We start from the raw sequence: 23,646 nt of genomic DNA on the forward strand, positions 1-23,646 counted from the left end.
CGGCGTGGGGGCACCTCCCAGCCGCCAGGCGGGGGGCAAACGTTGGCGGGGGCGGCACTAGACGGCGCCGGTGCCGGTGAGAGCGCGGACCTCGAGTTCCGCATAGCGGTCCGGGTCTGCGGGAGTACGGGAGGTGACGGTGCCCAGCCAGCCGGCCAGGAAGCCGAAGGGGATGGAGACCAGACCGGGGTTCTCCAGCGGGAACCAGTGGAAGTCGACCGTGGTGACGATGGCGCCGGGCCCTCCTGACACCACCGGGGAGAACACCACCAGCACCAGGGCCGAGAGCAGCCCGCCCCAGAGCGCCCAGACGGTGCCCCGCGTGGTGAAGCGGCGCCAGAAGAGGGCGAAGAGCAGGGTGGGCAGATTGGCGGAGGCCGCAACGGCGAAGGCCAGGCCGACCAGGGAGGCGACATTGAGCTTCTGGGCGAAGAGCGACAGCACAATGGCCAGCGCACCCACCGCCACGGCCGCGCCCCTGGCCGCCGCAATCTCCTGACGCTCCGTCACTGGTCGCTCGTCGGACCGCCGCAGGGCCCTGGCATAGATGTCATGGGCGAAGGAGACCGATGAGGCAAGGGTGAGCCCGGCGACAACGGCGAGGATGGTGGCGAAGGCGACGGCGGAGATGACGGCGAAGAGCACCAGGCCGCCCGTACTGTCGGCCCCGCCGCCCAGGTCCAGCGCCAGCAGCGGGACGGCGGTGTTGCCCGACGGGTTGTCGGCCCGCACGGCGGCGGAGCCCACGACCGCGGCCGCGCCGAGGCCCAGCACGATCGTCATCAGATAGAAGCAGCCCACCAGGCCGATCGACCAGACCGCGGAGCGGCGGGCGGCGCGGGCGGTGGGCACGGTGTAGAAGCGGGCGAGGATGTGCGGCAGACCTGCGGTGCCCAGGACCAGGGCGAGGCCCAGACTGATGAAGTCCAACCGGTTGACGATGCCGACGCCGTACTTGAGACCCGGTTCCAGATAGGCGGTGCCGGCGCCGCTGCCACGGGCGGCGGCCCGCATCAGCTCGCCGGGGTCGCCGCGGAAGCGGACCAGGACCAGCACGGTCAGCAGCGCCGTGCCGCAGAGCAGCAGCACCGCCTTGACGATCTGGATCCAGGTGGTGGCCTTCATCCCGCCGACGGTCACATAGAGCACCATCAGGGCGCCGACCCCGACGATGGTCCAGCTCCTGGCCGAGCCGTCGCCGGTGCCCAGCAGCAGGGAGACGAGGCTGCCCGCACCCACCATCTGGGCGACCAGGTAGAGCAGGCTGACCGCCATCCCGGCGGTACCGGCCGCGGCCCGGACCGGGCGCTCCCGCATCCGTACGGCCAGCACATCGGCCAGGGTGTAGCGGCCGGCGTTGCGGACCAGCTCGGCGACCAGCATCAGCACCACCAGCCAGGCGACCAGGAAGCCGATGGTGTAGAGCAGCCCGTCGTAGCCGTAGAGCGCAATCAGTCCGGTGACGCCCAGGAAGGAGGCGGCGGAGAGGTAGTCACCGGAGACGGCGAATCCGTTCTGCAGAGGAGAGAAGGCGCGCCCGCCGGTGTAGAAGTCCTCGGCGGCGCGGGTGCGGCGGCCGGCCCACAGGGTGATCGTGAGGGTGATCAGCACCACCACGGCGAACAGTGCGGTGGCCAGCCCGTGGTGCTGGGCGGTCGGAGCCTCGGCGGCGAGGAGGGTGCGGCCGCTCATCGGAGCTGGTCCTGGGTGTCCCAGCGCAGGCCGAGGGCGGCCCGGTCGCGCTTGGCGCGGGCATTGCGCCCGTACAGCCAGGTGATCACAAAGGTGGAGGCGAACTGCAGCAGCCCCAGCAGCCAGGCCAGATTGAGCGGGCCCGCCACCTGGCGGCGCATCAGCGCCGGGGCGGTGGTGGCGGCGACGAGGTAGGCCACGTACCAGCCGAGGAAGAGCACGGACATCGGGAGGACGAACCCGCGGTGGGACCGGCGGATCCGCCGGAACGCCTCACTCTGCTGGACCTCGCGGTACACCTGCGCCGGGGCAGGACGGGGTGCGGGCCGCTCGGCGGGGGCCGCGCCGCCCCACCAGTCGAACCCGCCTGCCTGCTCGGCCGGGGCCGCTGGATCCTGCTGGCTCAACGGTCTGTTCAACGGTGCGCTCCCTGACGTCGGACGCGCCACCGACTGCGGGCGCCCTTGCCCCATCCAGGGTGGCCGCTCGCGTACGCCTGCGCGGACGGCAGCAGCTATGTTCACTCCATCCGGTGAAGAGCTGGTGACGGAGAGTCAACATCCCGTGCGGAAAGGGCTCAGGGCTGCCGGGAGATGCCGTGCCGGTAGGCGTAGCCCACGGCCTGGGCACGGTCGCGGACCCCGGTCTTGGCGAAGAGATTGTTGATGTGGGTCTTCACCGTGGCCACGCTGACGAAGAGCTCCGCTGCGATCTCCGGGTTGGAGAGCCCCTCCGCGATCAGCGCCAACACCTCCGCCTCCCGGGTGGTGAGCCCGTCGGGCAGCACCGGCTGCGGCGCCGTCCCGGGCTCAGCGGCGGACGGCCCGGACCCGCGCGGTGCGGGGCCGTCCTCGGCAAGCCTCTCCAGCAGCCTCCTCTGCACCTGCGGGGAGAGCCCGGCGGCTCCCGAACGGACGTCGGCGATCGCCCTGGCGATCTCCTCGCCTCCCGCGTCCTTGGTGAGATAACCGCGTGCGCCGGCTCTCAGGGCGGGAAAGAGGGAGTCGTCGTCGGCATAGGTGGTGAGCACCACCACCTCGGTGCCGGGATGGTCGGCGCGGATCCGCCGGGTGGCCTCCACACCGTCGCAACGGGGCATCCGCAGATCCATCAGGACCACGTCCGGTGCATGCTCGGCGACCAGCCGGACGGCCTCCTCGCCGTCCGCGGCCGAGCCCACCACCTCGATCCCGGGCAGCAGCCCCAGCAGCATCACGATCCCCTCGCGGACCACCGTCTGGTCGTCCGCGACCAGCACCCGCACCGCCCGCCCGGTCACGCCGGCACTCGCAGCCGCACTCGCCATCCTCCCTCGTCGGGGCCCGACTCCAGGGTGCCGCCGAGCAGTTCGGCGCGCTCCTGCATCCCCAGCAGACCGTACCCGGAACCACTGGCCGCCAACTCGGACCGGCCCTCCCGGCGGCCGGTCCGGGTGTTGCGCACCTCCAGCTCCACGGTGTGTTCCAGATAGCGCAGCCGCAGCACACAACCCGCCCCGGTGGCGTGCTTGCGGACATTGGTGACCGCCTCCTGCGCGGTGCGCCGCACCGCCAGCCCGGCCTCGGCGGCCAGCGGACGCGCGACACCCTCGATCTCCAGCCGGGCCCCCTCCGCGTCGGCCAGGGCCGCAGGAACTCCCCCACCGGGGTGAACTCGCCACGCAGCGCCGAGAGCGCCTGCCGGGTCTCGGTCAGACCGTCCAGGGCCATCCGGCGGGCCGCCACCACCCGCTCCCGCACCTGCTCGGGGGCGGTACCGGAGTCCAGCATCAGCCGGGCCGCCTCCAGATGCACCAGCTGCGCAGAGAGGCTGTGCGCCAGGACGTCATGGATCTCCCGGGCGATCCTGGCCCGTTCGGCCAGCGCGGCGGACTCCGCCTCCGCGGCCCGCGCGGCCCGCTCCTGCGCCAGCAGCCGCTGCGCGGTGCCGCGGGCCTCGGCGTCCAGGCGCAGCAGATAGCCCAGCAGTGCCAGGCCCGCCATGGTGGCGCCGGTGGCCAGCCAGCCGTCACGGCTGACGGCGGCGTAGCAACCGAGGGCCGTCAGAGCACCGGGGACCGCGGCAGCCAGCGGCAGCCGCTGGAGCGCCGTGATGGCCACTCCGCACCACAGGATCGTGGCCATGACCGGGGCGTTCACGGCCCGGGCGGCGAAGCCCGCAGCGACGAACACGGCCATCTGCCCCAGTGCGGGCAGCAGCCGGTGCTCCAGGGTCACCCGGTGGAAGGCGCGCAGGGCGAAACCGACGACCACCAGGGCCAGCGCCATGCCGAGCGCCGCCCAGCCGGTGAAGCGTCCGGTGCCGAACGTGGAGGAGACAAGGGCCACACCGACCGCGACACGTACCCCGACCCCGATCCTGGAGCGGGTACGACCGGCACCGTCCCGGCTCAGCGCCTCCCGGGAGGGCCAGCTGATCCATGGTTCCCACAGCACCTGAAGTCCTTCCGCCGCCGGGCCTGCCCGGCCGGCCGAGGCCGCCCCGCCCACCGGTTCCGGCAGTGCGGCGGGGCCGGGCTCAGCCCGCAGCAGGGACACGGTACGACGGTTCGAGGTTACCGGCCCGCCAGGCCACCACGGCCCCCCTCACCAGCAGCATCGCCGCCACGGACAGCAGCAGCCCATTGCTGCTCTGGTGGACGCCGAGGGCAGAGCCCAGGCCGAACAGGCCGATCCGCACCACCACCATCCCGATCCAGGCGGCGAAGGACACCCAGGTGCCCTTGGCCCAGACGCTGCCGTCGGCATCCCGCCAGATGCGGGTGGTCCAGGCCCAGGCGCAGCCGGACCCGGCCGCCACCAGGAGCTCGGCTCCCAGCAGCAAGAGGGCCGCGGCGCGGTGGGCCGGGTCGATCAGATGGGGGTCCCGGAAGGCGAGGACCGCCAGCACCAGGGGTATCAGCCAGATCTTGCGGTCGTCGCCGACCCGCCGGGCCCGGAACTGCCGGACCAGGACCAGGACCACCGCCGCAAGGGGGATCAGCACATCGGTGACGCTGCCGCTCATGGGACCTCTCCGTGTCAGCACTGCAACACGGGCGACGCTACGGATCGGCGGTCTGCACGGCCTCGGAGCAGCGGTGGAGGTCCGGGTGGAAGCATTCGGCGGCGGTCTCTCCACCCGCGGGTGGAGAGACCGCCGCCGTCGGATCAGGCGTCGATGCGGGAGCGGTCCATGGTGGCGGCGGAATCCACAATGAACTTCTTGCGGGGCGCCACGTCATTGCCCATCAGCAGGTCGAAAACCCCCTCGGCGGCCTCCAGGTCGCCGAGGTTGATGCGGCGCAGGGTGCGGTGGCGGGGGTCCAGCGTGGTCTCCGCCAGCTGGTCGGCGTCCATCTCGCCGAGGCCCTTGTAGCGCTGGACCGGATCCTTCCACCGCTGTCCCTTGCGCTGGAGCTCCAGCAGCAGCGAGCGCAGCTCGTGGTCGGAGTAGGTGTAGAGGTACTTCTCCTGGCCGCGCTTGGGGTTGGTGAGCTCGATCCGGTGCAGCGGGGGGACCGCGGCGAACACCCGGCCGGCCTCCACCATGGGCCGCATATAACGCTGGAAGAGGGTGAGCAGCAGGATGCGGATGTGGGCGCCGTCCACATCGGCGTCGGCGAGCAGCACGATCTTGCCGTAGCGGGCCTGGTCGATGTCGAAGGTGCGGCCCGAGCCTGCTCCTATCACCTGGATGATCGAGGCGCACTCGGCGTTCTTGAGCATGTCGGCGACCGATGCCTTCTGCACATTGAGGATCTTGCCTCGGATCGGCAGCAGTGCCTGGAACTCGGAGTTGCGCGCCAGCTTGGCGGTGCCCAGCGCGGAGTCTCCCTCGACGATGAAGAGCTCGCTGCGGTCCACGTCGTCGCTGCGGCAGTCGGCGAGCTTGGCGGGCAGCGAGGAGGTCTCCAGCGCGGTCTTGCGGCGCTGCGCCTCCTTGTGCTGACGGGCGGCGACCCGGGTGCGGGCGGCGGCGACCACCTTCTCCATCACGGAGCGGGCCTGCTGCTTCTCGTCCCGCTTGGACGAGGTCAGAAAGGCCTTGAGCTCCTTGGCGACCACGGCGGCGACGATCCGGGAGGCGGCGGAGGTGCCCAGCACCTCCTTGGTCTGGCCCTCGAACTGGGGCTCCGCCAACCGCACGGTGACCACCGCGGTCAGGCCCTCGGTGGCGTCGTCCTTGGTGATGTCGTCCTCGGCGACGCGCAGCAGCTTGGCGGAGCGCAGCACCTCGTTGAACGTCCTGGTCAGGGAGCGCTCGAAGCCGCTGACATGGGTGCCGCCCTTGGGGGTCGCGATGATGTTGACGAAGGACCGCAGGGTGGTGTCGTAGCCGGTGCCCCAGCGCAGCGCGATGTCCACGCCGAGGTCGCGGGTGACCTCGGTGGGGGTCATGTGGCCGCGGTCGTCCAGAACCGGGACGGTCTCCTTGAAGGTGCCGGCGCCGGTGAGGCGCAGCACATCGCTGACCGCCTTGTCGGGGGCGAGGAACTCGCAGAACTCGCCGATGCCGCCGTCGAACCGGAAGACCTGCTCGTCCACCTTGTCGGTGTCCAGCATCCGCTCGTCGCGGACCACGATGGTGAGGCCGGGGACCAGGAAGGCGGTCTGCCGGGCACGGTTGTGCAGGTGCTCCAGGGAGAGCCTGGCGTCCTTGAGGAAGATCTGCCGGTCCGCCCAGTAGCGGATCCGGGTGCCGGTCCGGGTGCGGGGCACCTTGCGCAGCTTGGTGAGGCCGCTGCCGGGCTCGAAGGGGGCGTCCGGGGAGAGCTCGGTGAAGAAGCCGGGGGTGCCGCGGCGGAAGCTGATGGCATGGGTGTGGCCGCTGCGGTCCACCTCGACGTCCAGCCGGGCGGAGAGGGCGTTGACCACGGAGGCGCCGACGCCGTGCAGACCGCCTGAGGCCGCGTAGGAGCCGCCGCCGAACTTGCCGCCGGCGTGCAGCTTGGTCATGACGACCTCGACCCCGGAGAGGCCGGTCTTGGGCTCGACGTCGACCGGGATGCCGCGGCCGTTGTCGCGGACCTCCACCGAGCTGTCGTCGTGCAGCACCACCTCGATGTGGTCGCAGTGGCCGCCGAGCGCCTCGTCCACCGAGTTGTCGATGATCTCCCACAGGCAGTGCATCAGTCCACGGCTGTCGGTGGAGCCGATGTACATCCCGGGACGCTTGCGAACCGCCTCGAGCCCCTCGAGGACGAGCAGGTGCCGCGCGGTGTAGTTGGAGCCGTCGTCGCCGGCGAGCAGGGCGGTCGGCACGGTCGTTTCGGCGGTCACGCGGTGCTACTCCTCAATCCGTCTGTGTCATGGTGCGGGTCCGGTCGGGGGGCCGGGGCTGTACGCGCTGCGCGAACACGGACTTGAGGTTGCGTCTGCCCGGAACACGTTGCGCAGCACCGGCATTGGCCGCTGCCGGGGCCAGCCTAGGACGACCGCACTGCTGAGATGCAGGCTACCGGTGCGCGAGCCGGGGCTTATGCTCCAACCCCCGTCCGTTCTATGCTACGCGCACCTCGGACAGGAGTTCGATAACACGTTCGAGTGATAGACACGTCACGGGTACCGGCACGCATGAACCGTCCGCGCCCGGGGCACGTCCTCACCAACACAACGGAAACTCCACAACGGCAAACAGGCGAACCGGCGACGAAGAGGCCGCCACCGTCCGCCGCCAACCGGTCACCCGGCCGGGACCGGCTGAACCTACCCACAGCGATCAAATAGCAGCAGAAAGAAAAGCTGTGAGCGGGAACGAATTCGGCCTGGTTGGATGTTGACCCTGGTACGACAGCTCGTCGAGCTAGAGAAGAGGCGACGTGACTACTGTTCTGACCCCCGCGAGTCCGCTCACCGCGGCCGACCGTTGCGACCGTTGCGGCGCCCAGGCCTACCTGCGCGTCGTGCTGGCCAGTGGCGGCGAGCTGCTCTTCTGCGCCCACCACGGGCGGAAGTTCGAGCCGGAGCTCAAGAAGATCGCCGTGGAGATACAGGACGAGACCGGTCGGCTGAGCGCGACCGCCGCCACGGCCTCCACCGAGGAGCGCTGACACGAGCAAGACACCACCGACGAGCTGAGACCGGCACAGGCCGGTGACCGGGTGGCGGACCGTTCTACGGTCCGCCACCCGGTTTTTGGTGCCGTACGCCACATCGGGCGCAGGTCCAGAGACGATACGTGCACTGACAGGTACTCAGAGTTGCCGTCGCACCAGATCGGCGAAGGCCGCCAGACGCGTGTACACCCCGGGATGCCCCGGCTGGGCACAGCCGGTACCCCAGGAGACCAGCCCCACCAGGCGTCCCCTGACCACCAGCGGACCGCCGCTGTCGCCCTGGCAGGCATCGCGCCCGCCGGAGCGCTCTCCGGCGCAGAGCATCGCGGAGGCGTCGAACCGCCCACCGGGACCGCCCGGGTAGTCGGCCGCACACACCGCGTTGTCCAGGATCGGCACCCGCACCGAGCGCAACCGCGCCGCATAGCGGCCCGCACCGGTGGTGTCGCCCCAGCCGAAGACGGTGGCCGCGGTACCGGCCCGGTAGGAGCGGGTGTCCCCGGGAGAGACCAGCGGCAGGGTGTCCCGGCCCGTCTGCGGCTGCGCCAGGGTGACCACGGCCACGTCGCCGGTGTTGTCCTGGAAGGAGTAGTCCGGCTCGACCCAGATGTCCTGGACCTGGACCTCCTCGCCCCCGTCCCCGGTGATGTCCGTCCGGCCCACGATGACCCGCAGCTCCGGGCGGTCGGTGCGCATACCGGTGGCCTCGTCGAAGAAGCAGTGGGCTGCGGTCACCACCTTGGTGGGCGTCACCAGCGCACCGCCGCAGAACTGCCCCGAGCGCAGCAGGCCGAACTGGGGCCGGCTGGACAGCGCCACCACCCACGGATGCTGGTCGGTGGAGTCGGCCACCCCGCCGACGACCCTCCGCTGGGCCTGGGCGGCCTGCGCCGACTGGGCGGCCCCGGGCGCGGCGGTCGCCACCGCCAGCGGGGCGAGGGCCAGCAGGGCCAGGAACGCCCCGCGACGCGGTGGCGCGGCAGCCCGCACTCGACGGTTGACCAGCACCGGTGTCCTCCTGGAGGTCTGCGACAGGCAACCGACACAGAGTAATTGACTGGGTACCAGGAGTACCGGGCCGCACGACGGAACAACCCTTCCGAGGGACACGCCGAAGGGCCCGGAGCAACAGCTCCGGGCCCTTCGGGAAGCAACCGCTCCGGACTCAGTCCAGGTAGTCGCGCAGCACCTGCGACCGCGACGGGTGGCGCAGCTTCGACATGGTCTTGGACTCGATCTGACGGATGCGCTCACGGGTCACCCCGTAGACCTTGCCGATCTCGTCCAGCGTCTTGGGCTGGCCGTCGGTCAGGCCGAAGCGCATCGAGACCACGCCGGCCTCGCGCTCGCTCAGGGTGTCCAGCACCGAGTGCAGCTGCTCCTGGAGAAGGGTGAAGCTGACCGCGTCGGCCGGAACGACCGCCTCGGAGTCCTCGATGAGGTCACCGAACTCGCTGTCGCCGTCCTCGCCGAGCGGGGTGTGCAGCGAGATGGGCTCCCGACCGTACTTCTGGACCTCGATGACCTTCTCGGGGGTCATGTCGAGTTCCTTGGCCAGCTCCTCCGGGGTGGGCTCGCGGCCCAGGTCCTGGAGCATCTGCCGCTGCACGCGGGCGAGCTTGTTGATGACCTCGACCATGTGGACCGGGATACGGATGGTCCGCGCCTGGTCCGCCATGGCGCGGGTGATCGCCTGCCGGATCCACCAGGTGGCATAGGTGGAGAACTTGTAGCCCTTGGTGTAGTCGAACTTCTCGACCGCGCGGATCAGACCGAGGTTGCCCTCCTGGATCAGGTCCAGGAAGAGCATGCCGCGGCCGGTGTAGCGCTTGGCGAGCGAGACCACCAGACGGAGGTTGGCCTCCAGCAGGTGGTTCTTGGCCCGCCGGCCGTCCTCAGCGATGATCTCCAGCTCGCGCTTGAGCTTGGGCGCGAGCTTGTCGCCGTTGCCCAGCTTGTCCTCGGCGAAGAGGCCCGCCTCGATCCGCTTGGCGAGCTCCACCTCCTGCTCGGCGTTGAGCAGCGGGACCTTGCCGATCTGCTTGAGGTAGTCCTTGACCGGGTCGGCGGTGGCACCGGCTGCGGCGACCTGCTGGGCCGGAGCGTCGTCCTCGTCCTCGTCGGAGAGCACAAAGCCCTCGGACTCCTCCTCGGGGCCGGTGGGCTCACCGTCGCCCTTGGCGCCCGGCGCCGCGGCATCCTCGACCAGCTCGTCCTCGCCGACGAGGTCGTCGTCGCCCTTCTTCCCGCCTGCCTTGGCTGCGGTCTTCTTGGCGACGGTCTTCCTCGCCGGTGCGGCGATCTTCTTGGCCGCGGCCTTCTTGGCCGGTGCGGCGATCTTCTTGGCGGCCGGGGCCGCTGCGTCCTCGACCATCTCGACCACCTCGACCGTCTCCAGCGGCGCGACGGCATCCGCGGCGACGGCCAGCGGGGCCACAGCAGCCACCACGGCCGTACGGGCCGGGACCGGCCTCGCCGAGGCAGCCTGCGGCGCAGCCACGGCGCGCGTGGTGGTGACCGTCTTGGTCGCCGTGCGCTTCGCGGTGCTCTTGGCCGCCACGCTCTTTCGGGTGCGCTTGGAGGCGGACGGGTCCGCCGCGCTGACCATCAGGTCCACCCCTTCCTCAATGAGGACCTGGTTGAGGCTGCGCATGACGTTCTTCCACTTGGTGACCGGGATCTGGTCCGCCTCGAAGGCCTGACGCACGTCGTCACCGGCGATCTGCCCCTGGGCCTTGCCCCGCTCGATGAGCGCCATGAGAGCGGCGGACTCGGCGATCTCGGGTGGGAGCGAACGGGATGTGCTGGCCGACACGAACAACCTCTCGGACGTGAGTGGACGGGAAGCCGGCTCCGCCTCCTGCCCGTAGGGCTGGAGGAGTACCGGGAGCGCGGTGGGCGCGCGACGGTGCGGGTCGGGTTCGGGCTTCACGGCTGGGTTTGCGGGACGGAAACACCACCGCAGGGCAACACAGCATTCTGACATGCCGCCCGTGTTCCGGAGCTGCTTCCGCCTCCGTAGACATCGCTGTGCAGACTCAAGTGTTACGCATGCCCTTCGTGGCGCGGGTCACACTGGCCGAAGACGACCCGTGGAGGCCCGCTTCGGCAGCCGCGATCCGCACCCCGAGCACAGTGACATCGTCATTGCGCTCCTGGCCCGCCAGCATGCCGGTCACCAGGGTACCCAGCAGCGCCTGCAATCCGCCGTCGCCGACCGTGCCGCCGCCTGCCAGCTCCAGCAGCAGGTCCAGTCCCTGCTGCAGGCCACGGGTCCGGGTCTCCACCAGGCCGTCGGAGAAACCGACCACGATGTCCCCGGGATCCAGCCGCACGACCCGCTGGGTACGCGGTTCCGCGATGCCCAGCGGGGTGGCGGCGGGGCCCGCGTCGACCAGCCTGGCCCGGCCGTCCGCGGAGACCACCAGGGCCGGCAGATGGCCGGCGTCCCCGATGGCCAGCTCACCGGTGGCCGGGTCGAGCACCCCGTAGATGACCGTGGTGAGCGACTCGTCGTCCTCGGTGGCGGTGAAGAGCCGGTCGAGTCCGGCGAGCACCGCGGCCGGTTCCGGGTCGGTGAAGGCCAGCGCCCGCAGCGCGCTGCGGACCCGGCCCATGCCCGCGGCCGCGGTCAGCCCCTTGCCGATCACATCACCGACCACCATCGCGACCCGGTCGTCCGGCAGTTGGAAGCAGTCGTACCAGTCGCCGCCGACCTCGGTGCCCGGGGCGCCCGGCAGATAGCGGTAGCCGACCTCGACCCCGCGGACCGCCGGCAGCCGCCGGGGCAGCAGGCTGCGCTGGAGGCTGAGGGCCGCCTGCCGCTCACGTTCGTAGAGCCAGGAACGCTCGACGGCGAGCGCGCACTGGCCGGCCAGGGCGTCCAGGAAGGCCCGGTCGTCGGCGTCGAAGCGGTGCTCACCCTCGAACAGCAGCCGCAGGCCGCCGAGCGGGGCCCCGGAGGCGACCAGGGGGAGCACGGCCCAGGAGCGCATGCCCGCACGCCCGGCCTTCACCTCCCGTGGGGCCGTCGAGGACTCCCTGGACTGGCCCGGCACAGCGGGTGGCTGGTCCGGAGCCGTCGCCGACGGCCCCGCGGAGGGGCCGTGCCCGTCCGGGGCGGTACGCGGCGGCCCCAGCCGAGCCGGGCCGCCTCCCGCCTCGGCCGGACCGGCCTCGGGCTCGGGCAGCCCTGCGGGGAAGTAGCGGGCCCGCCCGTCCCTCACGGTCGCGGCCAGCGCCTCGGACCAGTCGTCGGGCACCATCCGCCGGGTCTGGCCAGGCTCGTCGGCGGGCAGGTCCGGCCAGGGAAAGCGCTGCAGGCGGGCGTCGAGCAGATGCAGCTCCGTGTGGTCCGCGCCGATGCTGCGGCCCAGCGCGTCCACCGTGCGTGCGACATCGTCCGCCGCCAGCGCACCGGCCAGTTGGTCGGTCATCGCCTGCAGCCGGGCGGTGCGCCACTGCCCCTCCCGCAGCAACTGCCTGGCCTGGTGCTCCTCGGTGATGTCGACCACCACGCACAGCACCGCACAGGGCCGCCCGTCGGCGCCCGGCACGGGGCGCCAGGTGAAGCGCAGCCGACGGTGCCCGTCCGGCCCGGGAAGGAAGGCCGCCTCGCTTGCCGGAGTGCGGCCCTCGAGCGCCCGGCGGGCCGCCTGCTCGGCTCGGCGCCCGTGGGGGGCGGGGAGCACCTGGGAGGGGCGGCGTCCCACCAGTGCCTCCGCCGGCATGCCGATCAGCGTGGTATAGCCACGGCTGACCCTGGAGTACCGCAGGTGGTCGTCCAGCAGGACGAAGGCCGCCTCGGGGTGGTCCAGCAGGGCAGCCGCCAGAGCGGTGCCCAGGCCGTCGCCGTCCCGGCTGTGGAGTGTGTCACCGACCATCGTGCCGTCGTCACCGCCCCTCGTCATGGTCCGCCCGCCGCGCCTGCGCGGGCGCGGCGGGCGGACCGGGCGCCCAGGGGACCCGCCCCCGCGTCATCACAGTATGTGCCCGATCCGCACCCTGGTGTCATCAATCGTCCGGCACCTTCTGGTGGAGCCGGCTGCGATCCCTCACGGGCAGGGGCTTTGGCGGGTCGGGGAGGCGGGTTCGGGGGGCGTCGGCGGGGGCGTTCCGCGGACCTGGGCTCAGTGCTCGTCGCGGGGGCCGGGCAGGACGTGCTCAATGTCGGGGTGGACGGTGAGCAGTGACCGCATCGCTGCCTCCGCAGCGGTGCCGTCGCCGGTGCCGAGGGCGTCCAGCAGCCTCACGTGAAGGACGACCGAGGGCTCGGAGGGGCGTTCACAGGCGGTGGCGGGACCGCCGCTGACCTGGAGGGCGGAGGCGACGATGCCGGAGAGGTGCTCCAGCATCCGGTTGCCGGCGAGCTGCAGGACCAGGGCGTGGAACTCGGCGTCGGCACGGGCGAAGGTCACCGGGTCGGCCTGGGCCGCGGAGTGGCCCATGATCTCTGCCATGTCGACCAGGCGCTGCTGGACGTCGTCGCGGCCGTGACCGGCGGCGAGCCGTGCGGCCAGCGGCTCGATCGCCCAGCGCAGTTCGAAGAGCTCTCGGCGCTGGTCGTCGCGCTGGGGGCCGAAGGCCCGCCACTCGATGATGTCGGGGTCCAGCAGGTTCCAGTCGCTCACCGGGCGGACCCGGGTGCCCACATTGGGACGGGCGCTGACCAGGCCCTTGGCCTCCAGCACCCGCAGCGACTCCCGCACCACGGTGCGGGAGACCTCGAAGCGTTGGCCGATCTCCTCGGGCACCAGGGGCCGGTCGGCGCCGAGGTCACCGGAGACGATCATCTGACCGAGCTGCTGGACGAGCTGTCCGTGCAGTCCGCGGCCGCGGCTGCTGGTCGTCTTGCGGCCGATTCTGGCGAGATCGCCCTCGGCTCCCTCCCAGCGGGGGCCTGGAGTGACCGGCCGCTCGGACAGGGCATAGCGGTCCAGCTCCCCGGTTGCCGGGACACCCGGTTCGTTGGAGCGGTTGGCGTTCATGGTGGGGTGCGCAAGGGTACTCACAGGTCCTTTGTCGGCGATGCTCAGCGATGACTTGAGAGCTTTCGTGAAAAGCACACGAAAGGGTGATCGCTCATCAGTCGACAATTGACTTTCTATCAGGCGCAATCGGATATTCCCGACATAAGCCTCAATGAATCGCGGATCACATTGCCCTACGCGGAAGTTGGACGGCGATCCAGGTCGCGAGGAACACCCCGGCGACCCCCGCCAGCACCAGGGGACCCACCGCTGCGGCACCCGGCATCGCCGACCAGGCTCCTCCTCGGTGCAGCAGCCCGGCCACCGGGGCCGCGACGGCGACAGGCAGCAGCGCCAGCGGCGGCAGCATCAAGGCTCCGCCCACCGCGCTGCGCAGCAGTCCCGCTGCCGGTACACAGGCACAGGCCGCGGCCACGGACATGGCCAGCGGCCGCCACAGTGCGGCCACCAGCCCGAGGGCGTGTTCCGGTTCGATGCCGAGTCGGCCGAACCCGGCCCGCCCGTGGACGCCGGGCGCGGCGAACTCCAGCACTGCGGCGTCCACCAGCACGGTCACCAGCACAAGCGCGGCCGCCACGGCCCCGATGACCAGCAGCTTCGCCCCGAACAGCCGCAACCGCCGCCGGACGGGCACCAGTGAGGCCGCGAGAGCGGGATACCTCAGCTCATGGCCGCAGGAGAGCGCGCCGAGCACGCCGGCTCCAAAGGCGGCGAGCGGGAGCGGCAGGAACGGCGGCACCGCGCTGAGCCGGTGGGCCGCCTGTGCGGCGGAGAGCGGAGTCGCCCCGTGGTGATGACGTGCCATCAGGAAGGTGAGTGCGGCTGCGGCCGCCACGGTGGCCGGCAGGACGAGCCAGGTGGAACGGAGGCCGGCCAGCCGCCGCCCCTCGTAGACCAGGGTGCGCACGGGTCACTCGCTCCGGGAGGTGAGGGCGCCCGACGGCTCGGGCCGGGAGGGACGGGGCATCGGCTCGGCATCGCCGGGGCAGACCGGGCCCGGCACCAGGGCGAGCCCGCGATCCGAGGGCAGTGGACCGACCACGGTGGCCGCGATCGCAGCACCCGGGGAGAGCACCACAACGGTCTCCTCGGGGTCGGCCGGGAGGACCGCCCCTGGGCGATCGGTGGGGTCGCTCGCCAGAGCGGGCAGACGAGGCGCGGGGTGCTCGGTGACCCGGTCCGCGAGTTCATGGAGCAGGATCCCGTGGCGGTAGGCGATCTCGCCGATCTCACTACGGGCGAGACCGCTCACCGCGAGTCCGGTGCCGTCCTCCCTGCGTACCTTGGCCCCTCGCTCCCGCAGCAGGTCGGCCAGGCGTCCGGCCTGCGGGCCGCGAACCGCGACCTCGGGCCGCAGCCGGGCCCGGACGAACTCCCCCACCGCCTGGTCGGCCACCGTCCGACCACGGTCCAGAGTGATCACCCGGTCTCCGAGTGCGGCGGCCTCGGCCGGATCGCTGCAGGTGACCAGGACCGCGCCGCCCGAGGCCGCGAAGGCCCGCAGAAAGGCATGGAACCACTCGGCGTCGTGCGGGGACAGGCCTGCGGTCGGGGCGTCCAGCAGCAGGGTCTCCGGGTCGCCGAGCAGTGCGGCGGCCAGGGCGAGGCGGCGCTCCGCAGCCGGGGAGAGCATCCACAACCGGTGGCGGGCCACTGGCGTCAGCCGGGTCTGCTCCAGCAGCCGGTCGGCCCGCCGGGCCGGGACTCCGGCGACCGCCGCAAGCATCCTGAGATGCCCGCGCGCCCGCCGTCCGGGGTGGCCGGCCGGGCGGCGGTGCTGCAGCACCACGCCGACCCGCTGCTCGGGGCGGTGCAGGCTGCGGTACGGGCGGCCGCCGAACAGGGCGGCGCCGCGTCCGTCCTCCAGCCCCAGCAGCAGCCGTACGGCGGTGGACTTGCCGGCGCCGCCAGGACCCAGCAGCACGGTGACCTGGCCGGGGCGGACCTCGAAGGTGAGGTCGATCAGAGCGGGGGCTCTGCCGCGCCGGTAGGTCTTGGTCAGTCCGGTGGCCTGGATCATCGGCGGCTCCACATCCTGCACCCGGGCCCGCCCCCGCTCCGCCGGGCCGGCCCGCGGCGGCCTCGGTAGGCCCGGCCAGCACGATAGAACGGCGTGCGCGCCATCCCGGGCATTGCCGGGGCCGAGGTGGTCACCGGTGAGTGGGGGTCACCTGATCGGGCGACAGATGAAGTCGGCACAGGTCGGCTTCCCGCCTCTGCCGTCGACTGAACGGCGACCCCGGGGCCCGTCGCTCGAAACCTCCCTACGCTTCGGGTCGCAGCATGGGCGGGTTGAGCACGGTGGCGCCCCCGGCTCTGAAAAGCTGTGCCGGACGACCACCCTGACGGGTCGTCGTACCGCCGGAGGGAACCAGGAAGCCCGGCGTGCCGGTGACCTTGCGATGGAAGTTCCGCGGATCCAGTGCGACGCCCCACACCGACTCATAGACCCGGCGCAGCTCGCCGACGGTGAACTCGGCCGGACAGAAGGCCGTGGCCAACGACGAGTACTCAATCTTCGAGCGGGCGCGCTCCACACCGTCGGCGAGGATCGCGGCATGGTCGAAGGCCAGGGGCACACCCTCCTCCCCTCCGGGGCCCGCAGTTCGCCGACCAGCGCCCAGCGGGCGCTCCGGGCGTCCCCGCCGGGGCGAGGGGCAGGCAGATCGGGGGCGAGGGCGAGGTGGGCGACGCTCACCACCCGCATCCTCGGGTCGCGCTGGGGATGCCCATAGGTGGCGAGCTGCTCCAGGTGGGCTCCGGCGGCGACCGAGTTCTGCCCGGGAGTGGTGTGGGCACGCAGCCCGGTCTCCTCGGCCAGCTCACGGGCGGCCGCCTCGGCCAGCCCCTCGTCCGGGCGGACGAATCCGCCGGGCAGCGCCCAGTACCCCTGGAACGGCGGCTCGCCTCGGCGGACCACGAGTGCGCACAGGGCGTGCTCGCGCACGGTGAGCACCACAAGGTCGACCGTGACGGCGAACGGGGGGAAGGCCGACGGATCGTAACGCGACATGCGCCGATCCTAGTCGTCTCCCTGACGATAAACAGCGGAACGGACCTCCTGCCCCTCCCGCCGGGCTCCTCGGGCAGCCCCACGGGATACGGTTCCCAGCAGCAGCCTGACCAGTGCGTTCCCCGTGGGCCAGGCTGTCCGGCCCAACCGCTCCACGCCAGTTCCGAGGAGTCTCATGACCGTCATCCGGCAGCCCGGAGTCGTCTCGACCGACCATCTGGTCCAGGTGCCGCTGGACCACGGCGACCCCGGCGGTGAGCAGATCGAGGTCTATGCCCGGGAGGTGGTGGCCGCCGGCCGGGAACGCGAGGACCTGCCGTGGCTGCTCTTTCTGCAGGGCGGGCCCGGCGGCAAGGCGGGCCGCCCGCTGGGGCGGGACGGCTGGCTGGTGCGCGCCCTGGACGACTACCGGGTGCTGCTGCTCGACCAGCGTGGGACCGGACGCTCCACCCCGGCCAACCGACAGACGCTGCCGCTGCGGGGCAACGCCCAGGAGCAGGCCCGCTATCTGGCGCACTTCCGCGCGGACTCCATCGTCCGCGACGCGGAGATCCTTCGCCGCCGGCTGCTGGGCGAGGAGGGCAGATGGAGTCTGCTGGGCCAGAGCTTCGGCGGATTCTGCACGCTGAGCTATCTGTCGCTCGCCCCGCAGGGACTGCGTGAGGCGCTGGTCACCGGAGGCCTGGCAGGACTGCGGAGCAGCGCCGAGTCGGTCTACCGGGCGGCCTATCCGCGGGTCGCCGCGAAGAACCGGGCGCACTACCGGCGGTATCCGCAGGATGTGGCGGCGGTGCGGCGGATCGCCGACCATCTGCGGTCGGCCCCGGCCAGGCTGCCTGACGGCGGGCTGCTGACAGCGGAGGCGTTCCAGTCGCTGGGCATGCTGCTGGGCACCGGCACGGGCTCGCACATCCTGCACTACCTGCTGGAGGAGGCCTGGGTGACCGGCCTCTCCGGCCCCGAGCTGTCGGACGTCTTCCTGGCGGGTGTGCATGGGCACCTCTCGTTCGCGGGCAACCCGCTGTATGCGGTGCTGCATGAGTCGATCTACGGGCAGGGCTCTGTCGATCCGGCGGGCACCCGCTGGGCCGCACAGCGGGTGCGGGCGGAGTTCCCCGAGTTCGACGCGGGCCGGGCGCTGGACGGGGACGCCCCGGTGCTCTTCACCGGCGAGATGATCTACCCCTGGATGTTCGACACCGACCCTGCGCTTCGGCCGCTGAAGGAGGCGGCGGAACAGCTCGCCGAGCGCGAGGAGTGGCCGGACCTCTATGACCCGGCGCGGCTGGCGGTCAACGAGGTGCCGGTGATGGCCGCCGTCTATCACGCGGACATGTACGTGGACACCGCGGACTCGCTGGCCACCGCTGAGGCGGTGCGCGGCGTGCGTACCTGGGTGACCAGCGAATGGGAGCACGACGGCCTGCGGGTGAGCGGAGGCCAGGTACTGGACAGGCTGATCCGTATGGCGCGGGGCGAGGTGTGAGGGATCCGGCCGTCTCCCGCTCGGCCGGATCGCCGCACGCGGCATCAGCCGCATCACCGGGCCCCTGCCGCCGGGCGGCCGCCGCCTGCCCTGCCCTGCCGCCTGGCGGACCGCGGCCGTACCCGAACCCCGGCGCCGCCGTCGGCCGCCAGGCGCCTGGCGCGCTCCTCACGCACGGTCTCCAGCAGACGGCGGGGGTCCAGCCCGCCGTTGAGTGAGTCGTAGAGCAACCGGGCGAGGGTGTAGTCCGGGTCGGCGTCCAGCGCCCTGGCAAGGGCCACCCGGGTGGTCGGGGTGTCGTCGGCCAGCCATGCCGTCCAGGCCAGCAGGGTCAGCGGGGCCGCGGCGTGATCGTCGAAAGGATGGACGCAGCGCCGGGCGAGAAATCGCCACAGCCGCTGTGCCACGGCCAGGTCACCGGGCTCGGCGAACTCCGCGGCGCGGTCCCGGGCCCGCTTGTCCTGGAGGCCCAGTACCAGCCGCGCGGCGTGCTCGTCGGCCAACTGGTCGGCTCCCGCCCGGAAGCGCTCCATGGCGTCGTCCAGCAGCGCTCCGGTGCGCTCCAGGATCCGCTCGGCGGCATCCGGTCGGGTCAGTCGGCGGGCCAGCCCGGCGAGGACCCTCTCGAAGGCCTCCCGCTGGGCCTCGGCCACTGGCGGACCGACCACCTCCATGGTGGCGCTGATCTCCTTGCGGCTGCCGCGCACCGCGAGGCCGGCATAGGTCGCTGCTGCGGCGACCGGGCCGGCGTCCCCGGCGCTGCGCACGGGCGTCCCCGCCGGGTCGCAGCACTCGGGCCGGTCGCAGGCGTAGGACCACCAGTGCCCGTCCGAGACGCACAGCGACTCCCTGACGTCCAGCCGCCGGGCGCGAAACTCGGCCGCGAGCCGCTCCGCCAGCGGGCGCAGCCGGTCGGCGACCGCACGGCCGGTCTGTCCGGGACCGGGATCGCGGCACAGATAGAGAACCACTGCGGCGGGCCTGGTGTCGCGCTGTTCCGACAGCCGGACGAGCAGGCGGGCGGTCTCGGCCGCGACCCGCCCCCAGTCCGGCTCATCGGGGATGTCCAACCGCACGGTGCCGCCCTGGTGCAGGTCGGGGCCCTGCAGTCCCAGTGCGACGATGCTGTCGTCGGGGTGGAAGCCGAGCAGGTACGGCAGCATCTCGGCCATGTCCGCGGGGTCGCGCATCTTGACGGTTGGCTGGTCGGAGGGGCGGGCGTCGGGCTGGGCGGTGCGGTCGTCGTTCATGCCGAGGATGGTGTGCGAGGCCGGGCCGGTTCCGCGGAGCAGCCGCCGTGCCTGTGGACGACACGCGACATGTGGATAACTCGGTCACCCTCAAGGGTGAGACGACTGGGTCGACCCCTCCGGCCGGATCGATTCTGCACAGGGTCTCCGCAGCGCATTGGCCGGATGTCGGCGGGGCGAGGTTGGATGGACGCATGGAACAGCACCAGACGCCCCCCGACGCTGACCGGACCCACGCTGCCCAGACCCCTACTGCCCAGACCCACGCCGATCGGACCCACGCCGGGCGGTCCCTCGCCGGGCGGTCCCTCGCCGGCGGCTCCACGATCGACCGCGCCGCCGTCCGCCGCCGCGCCGACGAGGTGCTGGGCCTGCTGGCCGGCGACCGGGCACAGCTGCGCGAGGACCAGTGGCGGGCCATCGAGGCCCTGGTGGTGGACCGCCGACGGGCTTTGGTGGTCCAGCGCACCGGCTGGGGGAAGTCAGCGGTGTACTTCGTGGCGACGGCACTGCTGCGCGAGCGCGGTGCGGGCCCCACGGTGATCGTCTCCCCCCTACTCGCCCTGATGCGCAATCAGATCTCCTCCGCGGCCCGGGCCGGCATCCGCGCCCGCACCATCAACTCCGCGAACATCGACGAGTGGGACGCGGTCCAGGCCGAGGTGGCAGCCGGCGAGGTCGATGTGCTGCTGGTCAGCCCGGAGCGGCTGAACAACCCCGACTTCCGCGACCAGGTACTGCCCAAACTTGCCGCCTCCACCGGGCTGCTGGTGGTGGACGAGGCACACTGCATCTCCGACTGGGGCCATGACTTCCGCCCCGACTACCGCCGGCTGCGCACCATGCTCGCCGAGCTGACCCCGGGCGTGCCGGTGCTGGCCACCACCGCCACGGCCAACGCCCGGGTCACCGGCGACGTGGCCGAGCAGCTGGGCACCGGCACGGGCGGCACCGCAGCCGGCGGGCCGGCCGAAGGCGCCCTGGTGCTGCGCGGTCCGCTGGAGCGGGAGAGCCTCACCCTGGGGGTGCTCCAGCTGCCCGATCCGGCGCACCGGCTGGCCTGGCTGGCGGACCACCTGGAGGAGCTCCCCGGCTCTGGCATCGTCTACACCCTCACCGTGGCCGCTGCCGAGGAGGTCACCGCCTTCCTGCGGCAGCGCGGCCACACGGTGGCCTCCTACTCCGGCCGCACCGAGGACGCCGAGCGACGAGCCGCCGAGGCCGATCTGCTGGAGAACCGGGTCAAGGCACTGGTCGCCACCTCGGCGCTCGGCATGGGCTTCGACAAGCCGGACCTGGGCTTTGTGGTGCACCTCGGCTCACCGAACTCGCCCATCGCCTACTACCAGCAGGTCGGGCGGGCCGGCCGAGGCGTGGACCGCGCCGAGGCACTGCTGCTGCCCGGCCGGGAGGACGAGGCCATCTGGCGTTACTTCGCCTCGCTGGCATTCCCCGCGGAGGAGCAGGTCCGGCGCACCCTTGAGGTCCTGGCCGAGGCCGACCGGCCGCTGTCCACAGCCGCCCTGGAGGCCCGCGTCGACCTGCGGCGCACCCGGCTGGAGACGATGCTCAAGGTGCTGGATGTGGACGGCGCGGTGCGCCGGGTCCGCGGCGGCTGGACGGCCACCGGCCAGAGCTGGACGTACGACGCAGAGCGCTATGCGCGGGTTGCGGCCGCTCGGGAGAGCGAGCAGCAGGCGATGCGGGAGTATGCGGCGGCCGACGGCTGCCGGATGGAGTTCCTGCGCCGAAGGCTCGACGACGAGGAGGCCCGTCCCTGCGGCCGATGCGACGGCTGCGCGGGCCCCAGGCACCGCAGCGAGGTCTCCCAGGAGGCCTTGGAGGCGGCCCGTGCGGCACTCGGGCGCCCAGGGGTGGAGGTGGAGCCGCGGCGGATGTGGCCCACCGGCATGGAGGCGGTCGGGATCGGCCTCAAGGGCCGGATCGCCCCCTTGGAGCAGGCCGCCACCGGCCGGGCGCTCGGTCGGCTCTCCGACATCGGCTGGGGCACCCGGCTGCGGGCGATGCTGGCCCCCGGGGCGCCGGACGGGCCGGTTCCCGAAGAAGTGGTCGGCGCTCTGGTGACCGTGCTGGCCGACTGGTCCCGCGGCCCCGGCGGCTGGGCGGCCCCGGCCGGTGGCAGCAGCGGCGAGGCCGTGCAGCGGCCGGTGGGCGTGGTGACCGTGGCCTCGGCGACCCGCCCTGAGCTGGTGGACAGCCTGGGCGCCCGAATCGCCGCGATCGGCCGGCTGCCGCTGCTGGGCCGGGTCGAGTACGGCCTCTCGGGTCCGCCGCGCGGAGCCCGCAGCAACAGCGCCCAGCGGCTGCGGGCCCTGCACGACGCGTTTGTACTGCCTCCGGGGCTGGCCGACACGCTGGCCTCCTGCGAGGGTCCGGTGCTGCTGGTCGACGATCTGGTCGACACCGGCTGGACGATCACCGTCGTCGCCAGGATGCTGCGCCGCGCCGGGGCCCGGGGGGTGCTGCCGCTGGCTCTGGCCGTTCAGGCGTAGCGACGCCGAGAAAGATCTGCCCACCGGGCATAGCACCCGGATCCCCGGTGGAATATATCCGGCAGATCGTGGCCTAACGGGTGGCGGCCGCGGTTTCGGCATTGCCGCTCGCACCGGTGGGACGGGACAATTGGCGAGCGTCCCCCGACACCGGCCCCACGGGCCCGGCTCTCGGCGTGCGCACGCGCCCGCAGACGGCGAGAGCACGTGGAAGGAGGATCGTGATCAACGGAACCGACCGTGGCCTCACGCCCTCCCTCATGAACCGCACCCTGGATCTCGAGGCATGGGGCGCCGCACAGATCCCGCTGCTGCGCGACCCCCGGTCCCTTGTCGCCGATCTGCACCGACTGCATCTGCCCCCGCCGGGGACGGCTGTGATCGGCGTCCTCGATCCGTCGCACCGGCTGGTCGGCTCGGCGTCCTTCACGCCCCGGCCGAGCAGCAGCGACGGATGGCAGCGCCGCAACGCGATCCTCGTCCACCTGCGTCGGGTCGTGCCCCACGACCTGCGTCGCGCCACCCCCTCACGCACCGCCGTGCTCCTGGTCAGCCGCGCCGGTGATCCCGGATGGACGCCGGAGGACGGCGCCTGGATGTGGGGACTGCGCGATGCCGCCGGGCTGCACGGGCTGCGCTGCGGCTCCTACCTCACCCTGACCCCGCAGGGCTGGCAGGTGCTCGGTGACGGCCGCAGCGGCCGCAGCCCGCACGCGGGCTCCTGGGCGTACGGGGCACCGCCCGTCGGCAGCACACCGGCGAGCGCCGACGGGGAGTCCGACTGGACCCGGGGGCCGGTCGAGCCGCTGCGGCGGACCGCCGCCCGCTGAGTCCGTCCCGGGCCGGGTCGCCGTCGCCCTGGTGCTGCCCCAGCTCGCCTCCACAGTCGCCGCCTCCTGGACCGCCAGGCCGACCTGGCCCACGGTGCCGGTCACCCCGGTCGCCGCCGGCTGCCTGGTCCTGGAACAGCCCCGCCCCGCGCGCCGGCCGCCGCAGCCCTCCACCGGCCCACCGGCGAAACCGGGGCCTGCCCGGCCCCGGTCGCCGTCCGCCGAACGCACCGGGACCGGCAAGCACACCGCGCACCGAAGCACCCGGCCGCCGAGTGCAGGGCGCACCCATGGCGGTCGGCCGCGTGGCTGCACGCCGAAGCGCCCGGCCGCAGCGGCGGCCGGGCGTCCACTCTCCCGCGTGCGGCGGGTCTCAGGCGTGTACGGGTTGCGGCACGCCGTCCACCAGCGCACGCAGCCCGGTGGTGTCACCGCAGACCACCAGCAGCGTCCGGGCCCTGCCCAGTGCGCTGTCCAGGGCTGCCGCAGCCCGGTCGGTGGTGCCGTTGACGGCCAGCACCACGACATCACGACCGGCGGGGCGGGCCGTCAGAGCGTCGGCGTAGAACACATCGCCGCCCTCCTCCAGCTGCGCCCAGTAGCGCTCCTCGCCGAACGAGACCTCGTGCTGCTGCCAGGGGTGTGCCTCGCCCGTGGTGAGCACCAGCACGTCGCCCGGCGCACGGCCGGACTCCAGCAGCAGGTCCACGGCCTCGTCCGCACGCTCCAGTGCAGTCTCTGCGGTGGCCTGCACCAGTTGGATCTGGGGTGCCGACGGCGCGGCAGTACGACGCACCGCCGGCCCCGGCTTGGGTATCCGGGCGGTGCGCGGGCC

Annotated in this window: 17 protein-coding genes and 2 pseudogenes; 4 read left to right on the top strand and 15 right to left on the bottom strand. The window is 72.6% G+C overall.

Features of this window, described 5'->3' with window-relative positions; translation table 11 throughout:
• Positions 1–57: 57 nt before the first annotated feature.
• From AB0761_RS12475 to AB0761_RS12500, 6 genes and pseudogenes are all read right to left on the bottom strand, one after another.
• Positions 58–1,692 (bottom strand): cation acetate symporter, encoded by a 1,635-nt coding sequence (locus AB0761_RS12475; protein WP_377269054.1) that lies wholly within the window; start codon positions 1,690–1,692, stop codon positions 58–60.
• Positions 1,689–2,111, bottom strand: coding sequence for a DUF485 domain-containing protein (locus AB0761_RS12480; RefSeq protein ID WP_377269055.1), 423 nt, complete (start codon positions 2,109–2,111; stop codon positions 1,689–1,691). The genes AB0761_RS12475 and AB0761_RS12480 overlap by 4 nt, the downstream gene beginning before the upstream one ends.
• A gap of 158 nt (positions 2,112–2,269) precedes the next feature.
• Entirely contained in the window at positions 2,270–2,998 is a 729-nt protein-coding gene (locus AB0761_RS12485; protein ID WP_377269056.1) for a response regulator, read from the bottom strand.
• Positions 2,968–4,127 (bottom strand): annotated as a pseudogene (locus AB0761_RS12490) (sensor histidine kinase). The gene AB0761_RS12485 and the pseudogene AB0761_RS12490 overlap by 31 nt, the downstream one beginning before the upstream one ends.
• Positions 4,128–4,209: 82 nt before the next feature.
• Positions 4,210–4,698 carry a DUF1453 domain-containing protein gene (locus AB0761_RS12495; protein ID WP_377269057.1) on the bottom strand — a complete coding sequence of 163 codons (489 nt, stop codon included), beginning with the start codon at positions 4,696–4,698 and terminating at the stop codon, positions 4,210–4,212.
• Positions 4,699–4,841: 143 nt separating this feature from the next.
• Positions 4,842–6,953, bottom strand: a complete 2,112-nt coding sequence (locus AB0761_RS12500; protein WP_377269058.1) for a type IIA DNA topoisomerase subunit B — start codon at positions 6,951–6,953, stop codon at positions 4,842–4,844.
• A gap of 539 nt (positions 6,954–7,492) precedes the next feature.
• Here AB0761_RS12500 and AB0761_RS12505 point away from each other — a divergent pair.
• A complete protein-coding gene (locus tag AB0761_RS12505) occupies positions 7,493–7,723 on the top strand; it encodes a hypothetical protein (RefSeq protein ID WP_377269059.1) in 231 nt (76 codons plus the stop codon).
• Between the two features lie 144 nt (positions 7,724–7,867).
• On the opposite strand, the gene AB0761_RS12510 is transcribed toward AB0761_RS12505, so the two are convergent.
• From AB0761_RS12510 to AB0761_RS12540, 7 genes and pseudogenes are all read right to left on the bottom strand, one after another.
• Positions 7,868–8,734 carry a S1 family peptidase gene (locus AB0761_RS12510; protein ID WP_377274044.1) on the bottom strand — a complete coding sequence of 289 codons (867 nt, stop codon included), beginning with the start codon at positions 8,732–8,734 and terminating at the stop codon, positions 7,868–7,870.
• A 160-nt stretch (positions 8,735–8,894) separates the two neighbouring features.
• Positions 8,895–10,550: an RNA polymerase sigma factor gene (locus AB0761_RS12515; protein WP_377274046.1), complete on the bottom strand. Its 1,656-nt coding sequence runs from the start codon at positions 10,548–10,550 to the stop codon at positions 8,895–8,897.
• 217 nt (positions 10,551–10,767) lie between these two features.
• Positions 10,768–12,639 carry a SpoIIE family protein phosphatase gene (locus AB0761_RS12520; protein WP_377269060.1) on the bottom strand — a complete coding sequence of 624 codons (1,872 nt, stop codon included), beginning with the start codon at positions 12,637–12,639 and terminating at the stop codon, positions 10,768–10,770.
• 219 nt (positions 12,640–12,858) lie between these two features.
• Positions 12,859–13,794: a FadR/GntR family transcriptional regulator gene (locus tag AB0761_RS12525; protein WP_377269061.1), complete on the bottom strand. Its 936-nt coding sequence runs from the start codon at positions 13,792–13,794 to the stop codon at positions 12,859–12,861.
• 88 nt (positions 13,795–13,882) lie between these two features.
• Complete coding sequence (locus AB0761_RS12530; RefSeq protein ID WP_377269062.1) at positions 13,883–14,626, bottom strand: hypothetical protein; 744 nt, start codon at positions 14,624–14,626, stop codon at positions 13,883–13,885.
• A 3-nt stretch (positions 14,627–14,629) separates the two neighbouring features.
• On the bottom strand, positions 14,630–15,739 hold the full coding sequence (locus tag AB0761_RS12535) for an ATP-binding cassette domain-containing protein (protein WP_377269063.1): 1,110 nt from the start codon (positions 15,737–15,739) through the stop codon (positions 14,630–14,632).
• Positions 15,740–15,983: 244 nt separating this feature from the next.
• A pseudogene (locus AB0761_RS12540) lies at positions 15,984–16,732 on the bottom strand (NUDIX domain-containing protein).
• A gap of 175 nt (positions 16,733–16,907) precedes the next feature.
• Between AB0761_RS12540 and AB0761_RS12545 the strand changes: the two are divergent.
• Positions 16,908–18,218, top strand: a complete 1,311-nt coding sequence (locus AB0761_RS12545) for an alpha/beta fold hydrolase (protein ID WP_377269064.1) — start codon at positions 16,908–16,910, stop codon at positions 18,216–18,218.
• Between the two features lie 53 nt (positions 18,219–18,271).
• Here AB0761_RS12545 and AB0761_RS12550 read toward each other — a convergent pair whose 3' ends face one another.
• Complete coding sequence (locus AB0761_RS12550) at positions 18,272–19,468, bottom strand: DUF4192 domain-containing protein (protein WP_377269066.1); 1,197 nt, start codon at positions 19,466–19,468, stop codon at positions 18,272–18,274.
• A 194-nt stretch (positions 19,469–19,662) separates the two neighbouring features.
• Here AB0761_RS12550 and AB0761_RS12555 point away from each other — a divergent pair, with 194 nt between their 5' ends.
• Positions 19,663–21,981 (top strand): DEAD/DEAH box helicase, encoded by a 2,319-nt coding sequence (locus tag AB0761_RS12555; protein WP_377269067.1) that lies wholly within the window; start codon positions 19,663–19,665, stop codon positions 21,979–21,981.
• 260 nt (positions 21,982–22,241) lie between these two features.
• Positions 22,242–22,811: a hypothetical protein gene (locus AB0761_RS12560; RefSeq protein WP_377274048.1), complete on the top strand. Its 570-nt coding sequence runs from the start codon at positions 22,242–22,244 to the stop codon at positions 22,809–22,811.
• A 373-nt stretch (positions 22,812–23,184) separates the two neighbouring features.
• On the opposite strand, the gene AB0761_RS12565 is transcribed toward AB0761_RS12560, so the two are convergent.
• Entirely contained in the window at positions 23,185–23,607 is a 423-nt protein-coding gene (locus AB0761_RS12565; protein ID WP_377269068.1) for a hypothetical protein, read from the bottom strand.
• Positions 23,608–23,646 lie beyond the last annotated feature (39 nt).

The sequence above is a fragment of the Peterkaempfera podocarpi genome, assembly GCF_042466665.1.
GTDB classification, from domain to species: domain Bacteria; phylum Actinomycetota; class Actinomycetes; order Streptomycetales; family Streptomycetaceae; genus Peterkaempfera; species Peterkaempfera podocarpi.